At 67.6% G+C, this 15,312-nt stretch carries 9 protein-coding genes; 7 read left to right on the forward strand and 2 right to left on the reverse strand.

Annotation, left to right across the window (positions count from 1 at the left end; translation table 11 throughout):
* The first annotated feature begins 166 nt into the window (after window positions 1-166).
* From QRO93_RS04095 to QRO93_RS04110, 4 genes are read left to right on the forward strand one after another with little or no spacing between them, the layout of a single operon-like run.
* The gene (locus tag QRO93_RS04095; protein ID WP_258010883.1) at window positions 167-1,345 is read left to right on the forward strand and encodes an efflux RND transporter periplasmic adaptor subunit; all 1,179 of its coding nucleotides are present in this window, start codon (window positions 167-169) and stop codon (window positions 1,343-1,345) included.
* Window positions 1,342-4,455 carry a multidrug efflux RND transporter permease subunit gene (locus QRO93_RS04100; protein WP_285303960.1) on the forward strand — a complete coding sequence of 1,038 codons (3,114 nt, stop codon included), beginning with the start codon at window positions 1,342-1,344 and terminating at the stop codon, window positions 4,453-4,455. The genes QRO93_RS04095 and QRO93_RS04100 overlap by 4 nt, the downstream gene beginning before the upstream one ends.
* On the forward strand, window positions 4,452-5,141 hold the full coding sequence (locus QRO93_RS04105; protein WP_014037326.1) for a heavy metal response regulator transcription factor: 690 nt from the start codon (window positions 4,452-4,454) through the stop codon (window positions 5,139-5,141). Before QRO93_RS04100 ends, QRO93_RS04105 begins: the two co-directional genes overlap by 4 nt.
* A complete protein-coding gene (locus QRO93_RS04110) occupies window positions 5,138-6,499 on the forward strand; it encodes a heavy metal sensor histidine kinase (RefSeq protein WP_180878606.1) in 1,362 nt (453 codons plus the stop codon). The genes QRO93_RS04105 and QRO93_RS04110 overlap by 4 nt, the downstream gene beginning before the upstream one ends.
* 9 nt (window positions 6,500-6,508) lie before the next feature.
* Here QRO93_RS04110 and pip read toward each other — a convergent pair whose 3' ends face one another.
* Window positions 6,509-7,468: a prolyl aminopeptidase gene (pip, locus tag QRO93_RS04115; RefSeq protein WP_180878605.1), complete on the reverse strand. Its 960-nt coding sequence runs from the start codon at window positions 7,466-7,468 to the stop codon at window positions 6,509-6,511.
* 133 nt (window positions 7,469-7,601) lie between these two features.
* Between pip and QRO93_RS04120 the strand changes: the two genes are divergently transcribed.
* Window positions 7,602-11,012, forward strand: coding sequence for an ATP-binding protein (locus tag QRO93_RS04120; protein WP_180878604.1), 3,411 nt, complete (start codon window positions 7,602-7,604; stop codon window positions 11,010-11,012).
* A gap of 105 nt (window positions 11,013-11,117) precedes the next feature.
* Here QRO93_RS04120 and QRO93_RS04125 read toward each other — a convergent pair whose 3' ends face one another.
* Entirely contained in the window at window positions 11,118-13,253 is a 2,136-nt protein-coding gene (locus tag QRO93_RS04125; protein WP_404830594.1) for a TonB-dependent receptor, read from the reverse strand.
* A 303-nt stretch (window positions 13,254-13,556) separates the two neighbouring features.
* Between QRO93_RS04125 and QRO93_RS04130 the strand changes: the two genes are divergently transcribed.
* On the forward strand, window positions 13,557-14,141 hold the full coding sequence (locus QRO93_RS04130; RefSeq protein ID WP_180878602.1) for a TetR/AcrR family transcriptional regulator: 585 nt from the start codon (window positions 13,557-13,559) through the stop codon (window positions 14,139-14,141).
* A 53-nt stretch (window positions 14,142-14,194) separates the two neighbouring features.
* Window positions 14,195-15,307: a DNA glycosylase AlkZ-like family protein gene (locus QRO93_RS04135; protein ID WP_238581795.1), complete on the forward strand. Its 1,113-nt coding sequence runs from the start codon at window positions 14,195-14,197 to the stop codon at window positions 15,305-15,307.
* Window positions 15,308-15,312 lie beyond the last annotated feature (5 nt).

Genomic DNA, 15,312 nt, shown 5'->3' on the forward strand with positions numbered 1-15,312 from the left:
AAGGCCGGTGGTCGCGCACGTGGGTGGGCCATCGTTCACGGGACGCCCGAGGGACGACCAGCTGACGGAATTGTCAGGCAGGCGACAGCCAGGCGCCGGAGGCTACCGGTAAGGATGGCATCAGGCCCGCGCAGCCCCCGCGCCGGCACCGGTATGGACTCCCCGCATGCGAATTCCTTTCCTGTCCGCACGAATGCGTCGCCGCCACCTTGCACTGGGTGCGTTGTTGCTGGTGGTGCTGTCGCTGGTGATGCTGTTCCATGGTGTGTCGCGGGGTGACGCGCAGCCCGCCAGCACCCCGCCACCGGTGCCGGTGGTCACCGGTCGCGTCGAGCAGCGCGATGTGGCGCACTGGCGCAGCGGCGTAGGCACGGTGCAGTCATTGCAGAGCGCGGTGCTGCGGCCGCAGGTCGATGGCGTGCTCACCGAGGTGCTGTTCGAGGAAGGCCAGAAGGTGCGCAAGGGACAGCTGCTGGCCCGCATCGATGATCGCGCGATCCGCGCCGATCTGGGCGGCGCGCAGGCCGCAGTGGTGCGTGACCGCGCCACGCTGGATGCCGCACGCTCGGACCTGGCTCGCCTGCAGCACCTGTCCGGCGATCAGCTGGTGTCCCGGCAGATGCTTGAACAACAGGCCGCGACGGTACAGCAGCTGCAGGCGACCGGGCACGGCAACCAGGCGGCGGTGGACGCCGCGCAGGTGCAGCTGTCGTACACCCGCATCCTGGCGCCGATGGACGGCCGCATCGGCCTGCGCCAGGTCGATCCAGGCAATCTGGTGCGGGCCACCGATACCCAGGGGCTGGTCACCGTGCAGCAGACCGACCCGATCTCGGTGGTGTTCGCACTGCCGCAGGACGCATTGCCGCAGCTGCGGCAGGCATTGGCGTCCGGTGAAGTGGCGGTGCAGGCGCTCGACCGCGACGGTGGCCTGCTGTTGGCCGAAGGCCGCCTGCAGGTGATCGACAACCAGGTGGAGGAAACCTCCGGCACCGTGCGCCTGCGTGCGCGCTTTGCCAATGCCGATGATCGGTTGTGGCCCGGCCAGCTGGTCAGCGTGCGCGTGCGCACCGGTCAGAGCACCGGCGCCCTGGTGGTGCCGGCGGCGGCCATCCAGCGCGGCGTGGACGGCAGCTTCGTCTATCGCGTGCTCGGCGACGGCAGCGTGGAAGTACTGCCGGTCAGCGTCGGCGAGGCCGAGAACGGGCAGGTGGCGGTGCAGGGCGAACTGCGCGTGGGCGATGTGATCGTGCGCGACGGCCAGTCGCGCCTGCGCCCGGGTGTGGTCGTCGCTGAAGCCGCGGCAGCGGCCGTACCGGCTGCCAACGGCGGGGCCGCCCCATGAGTGCGCGTGTCTCGCTGTCCAGCTGGTTCGTCAGGCACCCGGTGGCGACCACGCTGCTCACCCTGGCGGTGGTGCTGCTCGGCGTGGCTGCACTGCCACGGCTGCCGGTGGCGCCGCTGCCGGAGGCCGAATTCCCCACCATCCGGGTCAATGCCAGCCTGCCCGGGGCCAGTGCCGACACCATGGCGTCGGCGGTTGCCACGCCGCTGGAAACGCAGCTGACCGGCGTGCCAGGCATCATCGAGATGACCTCCACCAGCGCGCTGGGCAGCACCTCGATCACGCTGCAGTTCGATCTGGAAAAGAACATCGATACCGCCGCACAGGAAGTGCAGGCGGCGATCAATGCCGCCGCCGGGCGCCTGCCCAGCGACCTGCCGAACCTGCCGACCTGGCGCAAGGTCAATCCGGCCGACAGCCCGATCCTGGTGCTCAGCGTGGTGTCGGCGCAGATGTCGATGACCGAGCTGAGCGATCTGGCCGAAAGCCGGCTGGCGCGTTCAATCAGCCAGATCAGTGGCGTGTCCGAGGTCAACATCGTCGGCCAGCAGCGCCCGGCCATCCGCATCCAGGCCCAGCCGGAGCGGCTGGCGGCGATGGGCATGACCCTGTCCGACCTGCGCGGGGTAGCCCAGAACGCCAGCCTCAACCAGGCCAAGGGCGCGCTGATGGGCGAGCAGCGTACGTCCACCTTTGAAGCCAACGACCAGTTGTTCGATGCGCAGGACTACCGGCAGCTGGTGGTGGCCTACCGCGCGGGCTCGCCGGTGACGCTGGGCGACGTCGCGCAGGTGGTCGACGGTGCCGAGAACGCCTACGTGCAGGCGTGGCCGAACGGGCAGCCGGGCGTGGGCCTGATCATCAGCCGGCAGCCGGGCGCCAACATCGTGCGCACCACTGACGCAGTGCTGGCAGCACTGCCGGAGCTGCGTGCCAACCTGCCGGCCAGCGTCGATGTGGACGTGCTCAACGACCGCACGCGCACCATCCGCGCCTCGCTGCACGAAGTGGAAGTGACCCTGGTGTTGACCATCGTGCTGGTGGTGCTGGTGATGGGCCTGTTCCTGCGCCAGCTGTCGGCCACGCTCATCGTCGGCGCGTTGCTGGTGGTGGCGCTGGTGGCCACCTTCGCGGCGATGTATGTAGCCGGTTTCAGTCTCAACAACCTCACCCTGGTGGCACTGGTGGTGGCGGTCGGCTTCGTGGTGGACGATGCCATCGTGGTGGTGGAGAACATCCATCGCCATCGGGAGGCCGGATTGGGGCCGATCGAGGCCGCGCTGAAGGGGGCCGAGGAGATTGGTTTCACCGTGGTATCGATCAGCCTGTCATTGATCGCAGCGTTCATCCCGCTGCTGTTCATGGGCGGCGTGGTCGGGCGCTTGTTCGCCGAGTTCGCGCTGACCATCACCGTGGCCATCCTGATCTCCATCGTCGCCTCGCTGACCCTGGCGCCGATGATGGCCGCGCACCTGATGAAGCGCATGCCGGCGCATCAGGACAGCCAGGACACGCTGGCCGGGCGCCTGCTGGCCGGCTACGACCGCAGCCTGCAATGGGCGCTGGGCCATCCACGGCTGATACTGCTCGGCTTCGGCGCCACCGTGGCGGTGGCCGTGGCGTCGTACGTGATGATTCCCAAGGGCTTCTTCCCGTTGCAGGACACCGCGTTCGTCGTTGCCACCACCGAAGCGGCACAGGACATCGGCTTCGAGGAGATGGCGGCCAAGCACCAGCAGCTGGCGAAGATCGCCGCCGAAGATCCGGCGCTGCTGGCCTACAACCATGCGGTGGGCGCGACCGGTGGCAGCCAGACGCTGTCCAACGGGCGTTTCTGGTTCATCCTCAAGGACCGTGGCGACCGCGACGTGGACGTGCACGCCTTCATCGACCGCCTGCGCGCGAAGATGGCCAGCGTGCCCGGCATCACCGTGTACATGCGTGCCGCGCAGGACATCAACCTCGGTGCCGGGCCGTCACGCACCCAGTATCAGTACGCCCTGCGCGGGCAGGACAGCCGCGAACTGTCGCGCTGGGCCGAACAGCTGACCACGCGCCTGCGCGGCCTGCCACAGCTGCGCGACGTGTCCAACGACCAGCAGGTCGGCGCCAGTGTCACCCGGCTGCAGATCGACCGCACCGCCGCAGCGCGCTTCGGCCTGACCGCCAACGATATCGATCAGGTGCTCTACGACGCCTTCGGCCAACGCCAGATCAACGAGTTCCAGACCGACACCAACCAGTATCGGGTGATCCTGGAGATCGCACCGGGCCTGCTCGGCCAGGTCGATGCGCTGTCCTACTTCCACCTGCGCTCGCCGCTGACCGGGCAGATGGTGCCGTTGTCAGCGGTGGCGCAGGTGCAGCCGCCGGGCAACGGCCCGCTGTCGATCAGCCACAATGGCATGCTGCCGGCGGTGAACCTGTCGTTCAACCTGGCGCCGGGTGTCTCGCTGGGCGAGGCGGTCACCCTGGTCGGGCAGGCACAGGCGCAGATCGGCATGCCCGCCAGCATCAGTGGCCGTTTCCAGGGCACCGCACAGGCGTTCCAGGAGTCGCTGGCCAGCCAGCCGATGCTGATCCTGGCCGCATTGCTGGCGGTCTACATCATCCTCGGTGTGCTCTACGAGAGTTTCGTGCACCCGCTTACCATCCTGTCCACGCTGCCTTCGGCCGGTATCGGTGCGGTGCTGATGCTGTGGCTGTGGGGCCTGGACTTCTCGATCATGGCGCTGATCGGCATCGTGCTGCTGATCGGCATCGTCAAGAAGAACGGCATCCTGATGGTCGACTTCGCCCTCGATGCGCAACGCAATCGTGGATTGACACCCATGCAGGCGCTCCACGAGGCCTGCCTGACCCGTTTCCGCCCGATCATGATGACCACGCTGGCGGCATTGCTCGGCGCCATTCCGCTGATGATCGGCTTCGGTACCGGCTCGGAGCTGCGCCAGCCGCTGGGCGTGGCGGTGGTGGGTGGCCTGCTGATCAGCCAGGTGCTGACCCTGTACAGTACCCCGGTGATTTACCTGGCCCTGGACCGGCTGTTCCTGCAGCGCCGACGTGAGCGCAGGGCAGCGGCAGGCGCCGCGCTGACGGAGCCCGGATGAAACTGCTGATCGTCGAGGATGAGAGCAAGACCGCCCATTACCTGCGCACCGGGTTGGGCGAGCAGGGCTGGGCAGTGGATCTGGCCGCGGACGGCGTGACCGGCCTGCACCTTGCGCGCGAGTTCGACTACGACGTAATCGTGCTGGACGTGATGCTGCCGGGCATGGATGGCTTCAACGTGCTGCGCGAACTGCGTCGCAGCAAGCAGACCCCGGTGATCATGCTGACCGCACGTGACCGCGTGGATGATCGCGTGCATGGGCTGGGGCAGGGCGCCGACGACTATCTGGTCAAGCCGTTCTCGTTCATCGAACTGCTGGCGCGCCTGCAGGCGCTGGTGCGGCGTGGGCGCCAGCAGGAGCCGACCGAACTGCAGGTGGGCGACCTGCAGGTCAACCTGCTGGCACGGCGTGCCTATCGTGACGGCGCGCGACTGGACCTGACCGGCAAGGAATTCGCACTTCTGGCGTTGCTGGCGCAGCGACGCGGACAGATCCTGTCCAAGACGGTGATTGCCGCCCAGGTCTGGGACATCAACTTCGACAGCAATACCAACGTGGTGGAAGTGGCGATCAAGCGGCTGCGCAGCAAGCTCGATGGTCCATACCCCAGCAAGCTGCTGCACACCGTGCGCGGCATGGGCTACGTGCTGGAAGTGCGTGACGACGAGGACGACGGTCGATGAGGATGTCGATTGCGCAGCGCCTGTCGGCGATGTTCGCGCTGGCCGCGCTGCTGGTGTTCACCCTGCTGGGCATCGGCGTGTACGGCGTGCTGGAGCGGCAGGTGGTGCGCTACCAGCATGCCGAGCTGCAGACCAAGCTGCATGCGGTCAGCGGCAGCGTGGCGATGTGCGATACCCGCGAACGCTGGAGCAAGGTGCGCGACAAGGTCGGCAACCTGATCTCCGGCGACCGCGACACCCTGGTCTGGGCGTGGAGTGATGACCCGACCTTCCGCATCGGGGCGGAGCGTCCTTCGGTGCGGCCACCGGCCAAGGGCGATGCGGGGATGGGGACGCTGCAGCGGGCAGGCGGGCATCCATTGCGCACCCTTTACGAGCACGTGCCTGGCAAGGGGGTGCGGCCGGCCGTGGATCTTTGGATCGGCATCGATTCGGAGCCCTACACCCACGCATTGCAGCGCTTTGCGTGGGCGCTGTGGATCGCCGGCGCGCTGGGCGTGCTGCTGGTGGCCGGGCTAGGCTACTGGATCGCGCGCCTGGGGCTGGCACCGCTGCGCGCGCTTTCGAACGAGGCACGCTCGCTCAGTCCACAACGGCTGTCGCAGCGCCTGGCGGCCGATGGCCTGCCGGCGGAACTGGGCCACCTGACCAGCGCGTTCAATGGCGCGCTGGACCGGCTGGAAGCGGCCTATACCCGCCTGGACGGCTTCAACGCCGACGTCGCCCACGAACTGCGCACGCCGCTGGCCAATCTGATGGGCCAGACCCAGGTGGCGCTGTCGCGGCCGCGCGACAATGCCGAACTTCAGGAGGTGATGCAGTCCAATCTGGAAGAGCTGGAGCGGCTGCGTGCCATCGTCAACGACATGCTGTTCCTGTCGCGTGCCGGGCAGGGTGACATCGCCATGGAGACCCGTCAGGTTGCGCTGGCCGAGGAAGTGGCGGCTGCAGGCGACTTCCTCGAGCTGTTGTTCGAGGATGCCGGGCTGACCCTGCACATCGAGGGCGACGCCACCGCCCGCATCGACCCGTCGCTGTTCCGGCGGGCATTGACCAACCTGCTGCACAACGCCGTGCAGCATGCGCGGCCCGGAAGCGAGGTGCGCGTGCAGCTGCAGGCCGAAGGCGAGGGCGCGCGCATCGCGGTAATGAACGAGGGCGCCGGCATCGCTGCCGCGCACCTGCCCCTGCTGTTCGAGCGCTTCTACCGCGTGGACCAGGCCCGTGAGTACCGGGGCGAACGCCACCACGGCCTTGGGCTGTCGATCGTCAAGGCCATCGCCATGCTGCATGGCGGCGACGTGTTCGTGGCCAGCCACGAGGGGCTGACCACGGTGGGGTTCACGGTCGCCTGCTGAGGCGGCAGCTCAGCTGCGCTGGCCGAGCTGGTCGGCAAATGCATCCGTGGCCCGTACCAGCGCGTCGACCGTGGCCGGCTCGTTGGCACTGTGGCCCGAGGTCACCATCTCCAGCCGCGCTTCCGGCCATGCCTTGGCCAGATCCCAGGCACTGCGCGGAGGGCAGATGATGTCGTAGCGGCCCTGTACGATCACGCCAGGCAGGTGGCGGATGCGGTCGATATCGCGCAGCAGCTGGTTGGCTTCAAGGAAGATGCCGTTACGGAAGTAGTGCGCCTCGATGCGCGCCTTCGCCAGCGTGTCCAGCGGATCATCGGTGGATACGGCATCCACATCGTGCTGCAGGGTGGCGGCGTTGTCTTCCCAGCCCAGCCATGCCTGTGCCGCTTCGATGCGGGTGGTTTCATCGGCGCTGTCCAGGCGCACCCAGTAGGCCGCGATCATGTCGGCGCGCTCGCCCTCTGGAATATAGGCCTCGTAGCGGTCCCAGCGTTCGGGGAAGATCCAGCGCGCACCCCCGCTGGCCTCTGCGAACCAGCGGTTTTCGATCTCGCGGCCGAGGAACACGCCGCGTACGATCAGGCCGGTCGCACGCGCGGGATGCGCCTGCGCATAGGCCAGCGACAGCGTCGAGCCCCAGGAGCCACCGTAGACCAGCCAGCGTTCGATGCCCAGATGCTCACGCACCTTCTCGATGTCGGCCACCAGCGCCTGCGTGGTGTTGTCGCGCAGCTCGCCGAACGGCGTGGAGCGCCCGCTGCCACGCTGGTCGATCAGCACGATGCGGTAGCGCGCCGGGTCGAAGAAGCGGCGATGGGTCGGCGAAATGCCGGCGCCCGGCCCGCCGTGCAGGTACACCACCGGTATTCCGTCCGGCGTGCCGCACTCCTCGATGTGCAGGGTGTGCAGATCGCTCACCGCCAGGGTGAACTCGCGGTAGGGCTCGATGGCCGGGTACAGGGTACGCATGACGGGTGTCTCACAATCAGGGCCTGCCAGCATACCTCCCACCGTGGCAGCCAGCGTTGGCCCCAGCCTGCCTTGCAGGCGCCGGTTGGGCCAATAGGATAAATTGTAGGCCACTCACCTGGGGATCACGGTCATGGCGGGCTCAGACGTAGTGCAAGGCCCCGCCAGGCAGGCGGTGGCTGCGCGCCTGGACGACCTGCGCCAGCTGCGCCGCCGATTGCTGTACGGAGGCGGCGCGCTGATCTCCGCACTGGTAGTGCTGACCGCCCTGGTCAGTGCCATCGCCGATGTCGAGGAGTTCCACGCGCGGGAGCGGCATTCCTTCAACGAGGCGCGTGCCGCCGCCGAATACTACCTGCTGCAGCGTGATCGCGCCTATGCCACCTCCATCAACGGTAATGATGTGCTGTGGCGTGACCAGCGGGCCGGACTGGCCGCTTCCGGTGCCGGACTGGCCGCCCGCTTCCACGCGCAGGGCGAAGAAGTGCTGGTTCGCGCCGAAGGGCGTACTGCGGTGCCCTGGCTGGTGCTGGGGCTGAAGGACAAGCCGCTGCCGGAACAGGAACTGGCCGCGTACCTGGGCATGGTGGACATCTATTCGGCCTACACCGCCGATTCGATCACTTCACAGAATGCTTCCGGGCCATTGCTGGTCTATGCCTACGAGCCGCGGGGACGGCTGCTGGCGGTGTCCAACATCAGCGATGAATCCCAGTTGCTGCGCGCACTGGGTGTAACGACCCGCCAGCAGGCCTTTGCGCGGCTGCTGGGTGAGGAAGCGCGGTTCCGCCAGGCAACCGTGCGTCCCGGGCCCATCCGTGAAGCCGCGCGCGAGGGGCGCCTGATGTCGCGCTATGGCATCAATCCGTTCACTGGTCAGCCGTCGCTGATCGGCATGGTCACCCTGGCCGAAGGCACCACTCCGTACTTCCGGCGCGTGGTGTTTGAATCTGTCGGCAACATCAAGGCTCAGCTGGAAGCGCGCGAGCAGGGTCGCTACCTGGTCAGCACGGCAGAGCGGCAGGTGGTGCTCAGTACCGGTGGCCTGTCCAAACGGGAGCAGGATCTGTTGATGAGGCCCGCGCCAAGCGACACGGCGCGCGCAGGGGGACAGCCGCCGCGACGGTACAGCCAGGGGTCGTTCGTACTGGCCAGCGGGCTGCCAGGCGTCGAGTGGACCCTGAGCCATGTGTACGGCTGGTCCGATATCTGGCGCAGCCAGGGTGCCTACCTGCTGGCCCGCGCGCTCAGTGCGCTGCTGATCATCAGTCTGCTGTGGTGGCTGCTGCGGCGCATCGACCAGCGTGTGTTCACGCCGGCGCTGAACGATGCGTCACGGGTGTACGAAAATGAGGCGCTGAGCCGGGTCATCATCGGGACTGCACCGGTCGGACTGGTCCTGCTGGCCAGGGACAGCGGTGAGCCGCTGTTGCAGAACGACGCTGCGCGTCAATTGGTTGAGACCGTACGCACGGCCAGCGAAGTCGCGTCGCCGCCACTGTACTTGCGCCTCGCCGAAGTGGGTCGCAATGCGCGCATCGATGAAGTACTGGAACTGCAGTGGTCTCCCGCCGAATCGGGCACCGCCACCCAGTTGCAGATCAGCATGGCGCAGGCCACCTATTACGAACAGCCGGTGTGGGTCTGCGCACTGCGCGACGTCACCGCCCAGGTGGAGCTGGAAGAAAACCTGCGCCGCGCTCGCGAGGATTCCGAGGCGGCACGCCAATCCGCCGAAGCGGCCAACCGGGCCAAGTCCGCCTTCGTAGCCACCATGAGCCACGAGATCCGCACGCCGCTCAACGGCGTGCTGGGCCATCTGGAGCTGCTGGCCCGCTCGCCGTTGCAGCCGGGCCAGCGCGAGCGGCTGGACCGCATCCGGTTCTCGGCCGACGCCCTGATGCGCATCATCAGTGACGTGCTGGATTTCTCCAAGATCGAGGCCGGCCAGCTGGATGTGGAGCCGGTGCCCTTCGCGTTGCGCCCGCTGATCGAAGGCGTGGCGCTGCTGTTCGCACCCGATGCGCTGCGCAAGGGCGTGCGCCTGTACTTCACCGTGGACGCGGCGGCCGGCCAGCTGTGCGTGGGCGATGCACACCGCATCCGCCAGATCCTCACCAACCTGGTGGGCAACGCGGTCAAGTTCACCGAATCCGGGCGCATCCTGCTGCGGGCAGAACTGCACCACTCGGCGGGGCAGGGTGCTCAGCTGCGCGTGCAGGTCATCGACTCCGGCATCGGCATGAACCCGGAACAGACCGCGCAGCTGTTCCAGCCGTTCCAGCAGGCGGACGCCAGCGTTTCGCGTCGCTACGGTGGCAGTGGGCTTGGCCTGGCGCTGTGCCAGCAGATCGCCCAGGCGATGGGCGGGCAGGTGTCGGTGGAAAGCACCGAAGGGGTTGGCAGCAGCTTCACCCTGCTGCTGCCGATGCAGGTACAGGCGTTGCAGCCGCCGCCCACGCAACCGCTGCTCGGCCGGCGGGTGACCGTGTTGTCGAGCACGCCGGAATGGCGGGCCGAGATGGAGCGCCTGCTGGTGGCGTGGGGGGCGACCGCCGCCGTGCTCGACCGCCCGCAGAACGACGACGAGGGCGGCGATGCGCTGCTGATCGTGGGCGACCACCGCGCATGGAGCATCGACGAAGAGCAGCAGCTGATGCAGGGCTACGCGCGCACCGTGCATGCCCATGCACAGGGCCCGCTCAGCGCGGAAACCCGCGGCGACCGCATCGAAGTCAGCAGCTACGTCAGCGAGGCCGTGCTTGAGGCACTGGCACCCGGCGAAAGCGCGGGGGGCCACGTGGCGGTGGTGAAGCCTGTACGAGCAACGGCCGCCCGCGGGCGCGTACTGCTGGTGGAGGACAACGCGGTGAACCGCGAGCTGATCCAGCAGCAGCTGGAGGAGATCGGCTTCGCCGTGGACGCTGCCGGCAATGGTGCGGAGGCGTTGGAACTGTGGAAGGACGGTCACTACCGTGCGGTGCTGACCGACATCAACATGCCGGTGATGGATGGCTATGCCCTGGCCCGTGACCTGCGTCAGCGCGGCCAGTCGCTGCCGATCCTGGCGATCACCGCCACGGCGCTGGCCAGTGAACGCGAGCGCTGCCTTGCTGCCGGCATCGATGATCTGTTGCTGAAGCCTTTCAACCTGGACCGGCTTGAGGTTGCCCTGGCCCGCACCAACGCTCCAGCGGACCACGTACGCGGCCAGCAGCGGGGGGCGGGGCCCGCTGCGGTGCCGGTGCCTCGCGACATTCCCGCAGGCATCCGCCGGATTTTTGTTGACACCGGCGACCAGGATCTTCAGGCCATCCTCGATGCACGCGCCAACGCGGACACTGCAGCGCTTCTGGAGCGTGTGCACGGATTCAAGGGGGCATTGCAGATGATGGGCGAGCAGGCGCTGGCCGAGCAGTGCGGCGAGATCGAGAGTGCGTTGCGCCAAGGTGCGGGCGCCAGCGATGGGGCGTTGGATGCACTGCAGCTGGCTCTCAGCTCCCGCCTGGAGGACTATCGCCGCGATCTGGACGCATCCTTGTAAGATGCAGCGGTGAGGGCGTGGCGTATCGATGCCGGTGGCCAGTCGCGAATCGGAGCCGAGCATGGCTCGGCTCCACGGTAGATCCACGCCATGCGTGGATGCCGTTCAGAAATCCATCGTCGCCGACACCAACACCGTTCTCGGCGCGCCCAACGCCAGGCTCGACAACAACGGCATGCCCCAGTACGCCTTGTTGGTCACGTTGTTCACGCTGGCCCGCAACGCCAGCGGCCGGCCCGCCATCGTGGTGCTGTAGCGCGCACCCACGTCGAACAACGTACGCCCCGGCACCGACAGGCGGTTGTCGGCACTGATGTACTGCTTCGACATCGCGGTGGCATTGCCGGTCAGGGTCAAGCCCTCCAGCGCCGGCACATCCCATTCCACGCCCAGCTTGGCCTGGCGCTGTGCCACAGCAGTCGCAATGCGGCCTTCATTCACGCCGCCTGCGGTGCGGGTCAGCTTGGGTTGCACGTAGGCCACGCCGCCCATCAGGCGCAGACCATCCAGCGGTGCGCCGAAGAAGCCCCATTCCACGCCGCGGTTCCGCTGCTCGCCACCGAACGAGAAGATATTCGTGACCGGGTCGGTGTAGCTGCTCGGCCGCTTGATCTCATACACGGCAAACGTGTGCGCGAAGCGGCCGAGGTCCAGCTTCAGGCCCAGCTCTTTCTGCTTGGTACGGAATGGGGCGAACACATCACCGGCATTGGCGGCGGTCATCGGCGCGGTGGCACCCTGGCTCAGGCCCTCGATGTAGTTGGTGTAGAGCGAGACCTTGTCCGTGGCCTTCAGCAGCAGGGCGAAGGCCGGGGTGGTGGCACTCTCGTCATAGCGCGAGGTGCGCGCACCGGTGGCCACGCTGAAGGTTTCGCTCAGCACCTGCTGGCGGCGCACGCCCACGGTCAGCTGCACGCGGTCATCGGCGAAGGACAGCGTATCGGCGAAGCCGATGCTGTCCAGCTTCAGCTCGGTGTGCGAAATGTGCGGCGCCACGAACGGCGCCGCCGGGCCCCACACCGGGTGGTACAGGTTGGTGGTCCAGTCCCAGCCGGGCACGCTGCGGCGGCCGTAGTCGTTCTGGGTGTGCTGGTAGTGGGTCACGTTGGCGGCCCACTGGTGGCCGACGCTGCCGGTGTGGAAGCGGCCGCGCAGGCCGGCATCACCGGACTGTTTCTTGATATCGAACGCGAGCTGGCCGATCACCGTGGTGAAGTCGCCGGCCGGGTTCAGCACCTGCGCGCTGATCGAACCGTTGTAGCGGTAGTCGGTCTTGCTGGTGCCATAGGCCAGGTAGGCCATCAGGTTGTCATTGATGTCCAGCTCGCCGCGCAGCATTGCGCCCTTGTCGCGGCTGTCGACGTAGGCCCAGTCCGGGTTGATCAGGGTATCGCCGCGCGGCGGCCGCGGAATAGCCACGCCTGGTGCCAGGCCAACACCACGGGCCGGGCCGTCGACGCGGTCGTCGGCGCTGTACAGATCGGCGGAGATGCGCGCGCGCGCGCCGCGCCAGTCCAGTGCCAGCGCGCCCAGCTGCACCTTCTTGCTCTGCTTGCCCACGGCACCGTCGCCATCACGGTAGGCACCGTTGAAACGGATGCCGAACTGCTTGTCGGCGCCCAGCCGGCGGCCGAGGTCCACGTGCGTGCCGAACTGCGCATCGGAAGCGAAGTTGGCGCTGACCCGCAACAGTGGTTGCTCGCCCGCGCGCTTGGGCACCAGGTTGACGCTGCCGCCAACCGAGCCGCCCGGCGGCATGCCGTTGAGCAGTGCGGACGGGCCCTTCAGCACCTCGATGCGCTCGAACATCTCCGGCGAGGTTCGGTAGTACGGCGCCATGCCGCTGAGGCCGTTGAAGGTGGTGTCACTGGTGCTGGAGGCGAAACCGCGGATTGAATAGTTCTCGCTCCACGAACCGGTCACGCCGTTGCTGAACACCGTGGGGTCAGTCGCCGCGATGACGTCGGTCAGGTCCCTGGCCTGGCGGTCGCGGATGAAGGCCTCGGTATAGCTGACGGTGCTGAACGGCGTGTCCATGAAGTCCTTGTCGCCAAGCAGGCCGACGCGGTTGCCGGAGGCGACCTGGCCGCCGGCATAGTCGCCGGTTACCCGGCGCTGTTCCTGCACCTGCACCGAGGGCAGGGTGGACGGCGCCGAGTCCGCCAGCGCAGCGAACGAGGCCAGCAGGCCCAGCGCCAGGGCCGACACGCGGTAGCGCCGGGCAGCGCCCGGCAGATGCATCGACACGCGGGAACCACCCCCGGCCGGACGAAGGATCGAAGAACGAACGAACTGCACGGTCATGCCAGATTCCTGTGAATCGCAGGTGCGAACGCGCCTGGCGCGCTGCCATCGGCAAGCACGGGGAGAGGGCGCAGCGCAGGGTTGTCGGCTGGGTGGGGACCTGGCGGGAAGTGAGCCACGGGCTCGATTCCGGCGTGCGTCGTGATTGCGAACCAGACGCATTCCGAATTAGTTGAGTAAATTAAACTAAATTGCGGGGTGCGGACAAGAGGGTCCATTTGCTGGCACGCTCACTACGGTATGAACATGCGCACCGAGATCCCGGCGCCGGCCCGTGGCCGCCCGCCCACCATCACCCCCGATCGCCTGGCCGACATCGGCATCAAGCTGGGCCTGCCGAACCTGACCATGGCCAACGTGGCCGCCGAACTGGCGGTCACCCAGGCCGCGCTCTACAAGCGTGTGGCCAATCTGGAGGCGCTGAAGCGGCTGGTAGCCGATACCGTGTTCCAGCGCTGGCAGATTCCGCGCGCCTCGGCCGACGCACCGGGTGGGCTGGAGGCCTATCTGATGGGTTTCGTGGCATCGCTGTGCGAAGTGGTGAAGGCCCACCCCGGGCTGCCGCCGTACCTGCTGCGCCGCGCGGTGGCGACCGCGCCGATGCTGGACAAGATCGCCTCGCACCAGGCGCATGTGGCCGAAGTGTTCGGCCTGCCGCTGGACAAGGCGCGCTGGCTGCTGGCCACGATTGCGTTCTACTGCATTGCAGGTGCCGACACGATCTACGCGATTGCCGATGACGAAGAGGGGCAGGTGATCACCGAGTTCAGGCAGGGGATGCGTGCGCTGGTGATCGGTTCGCTGGAGGTGCTGCAGCTTCGCTAGATCCACGCCATGCGTGGACGTCATTACACGGTTCGCCACGGCCCCATCCAAGCATGGCGTGGATCTACAATGCGACCATGCCTGCCACGCCCACCCTCGATGATCTGCGCCGCTACGCGGTGGCGCGCACGTTGTTCAAACCCACCACGCTGCTGAGCGCGATCCGCCGCCTCGGCTTCGTGCAGGCCGACCCGATCCGTGCGCCGGCACGCGCGCAGGATCTGACCCTGCGCCATCGGGTGAAGGACTATCGCGCAGGGGATCTGGAGCGGCGCTATGCGCGCCTGCCGGTGGAGGAGGATTGCCTGGTGAACTACGGCTTCCTGCCGCGCGAGCATCTGGCGCTGATGCATCCACGGGTGTCCAAACGCGCGTGGGACGCCGAAACCCAGCGACGCGCGGCGGACGTGCTGGCCTTCGTGCGCGAGCGTGGCAGCGTGCATCCACGTGAGGTGGACCAGGCCTTCGCGCACGGCCGGGTGACCAACTACTGGGGTGGCACCAGCAATGCCAGCACCCATCTGCTGGATGGCATGCACTACCGCGGCCTGCTGCGTGTGCAGCGTCGTGACAGCGGCACGCGTATCTATGCGGTGGCCGACCACAGCGAAGCCGATGCCAGCGAACAGGCGCAGATTGAACGCGCCGCCGCCCTGATCGACCTGGTGGTGCGCAAGTACGCGCCGTTGCCCTCGGCCAGCCTGACCTACCTGGTGCGCCTGCTGGGCTACGGCGCACCGCATCTGGCCGAGCAGACCCGCAAGGCGTTGGCGCTGGCCAAGCAGCAGCTGGCCAGCTGCACGCTGGAAGGCACCACCTGGTATTGGCCGGCGGATGAGAATCCGCGCTCGCGCCGCCATGCACCGGACGAACAGGTGCGCCTGCTGGCCCCGTTCGACCCGGTGGTGTGGGACCGCCGCCGCTTCGAGCTGCTGTGGGCGTGGGTCTACAAGTTCGAAGCCTACACGCCTGCGCCGAAGCGCCAGTACGGCTATTACGCACTGCCGGTGCTGTGGCACGACCAGGTGGTGGGCTGGGCCAATCTCAGCGTACGCGACGGTGAACTGGCATCGAGCGTGGGCTATGCCGGCAGGTCGTTGGCACGCGACAAGGTGTTTCGAGGCGCGCTGGACGACGAGCTGCAGCGTATGGCCGCGTTCCTGTAGCGTCC

This window comes from Stenotrophomonas maltophilia group sp. Smal17 (genome assembly GCF_030237045.1).
Lineage (GTDB): Bacteria > Pseudomonadota > Gammaproteobacteria > Xanthomonadales > Xanthomonadaceae > Stenotrophomonas > Stenotrophomonas forensis.

Coding starts and splice junctions, on each gene's coding strand:
- QRO93_RS04105 (WP_014037326.1), top strand. CDS start 4,452: ATGAAACTGCTGATCGTCGAGGATGAGAGCAAGACCGCCCATTACCTG.
- QRO93_RS04095 (WP_258010883.1), top strand. CDS start 167: ATGCGAATTCCTTTCCTGTCCGCACGAATGCGTCGCCGCCACCTTGCA.
- pip (WP_180878605.1), bottom strand. CDS start 7,468: ATGCGTACCCTGTACCCGGCCATCGAGCCCTACCGCGAGTTCACCCTG.
- QRO93_RS04110 (WP_180878606.1), top strand. CDS start 5,138: ATGAGGATGTCGATTGCGCAGCGCCTGTCGGCGATGTTCGCGCTGGCC.
- QRO93_RS04120 (WP_180878604.1), top strand. CDS start 7,602: ATGGCGGGCTCAGACGTAGTGCAAGGCCCCGCCAGGCAGGCGGTGGCT.
- QRO93_RS04135 (WP_238581795.1), top strand. CDS start 14,195: ATGGCGTGGATCTACAATGCGACCATGCCTGCCACGCCCACCCTCGAT.
- QRO93_RS04100 (WP_285303960.1), top strand. CDS start 1,342: ATGAGTGCGCGTGTCTCGCTGTCCAGCTGGTTCGTCAGGCACCCGGTG.
- QRO93_RS04125 (WP_404830594.1), bottom strand. CDS start 13,253: ATGCATCTGCCGGGCGCTGCCCGGCGCTACCGCGTGTCGGCCCTGGCG.
- QRO93_RS04130 (WP_180878602.1), top strand. CDS start 13,557: ATGAACATGCGCACCGAGATCCCGGCGCCGGCCCGTGGCCGCCCGCCC.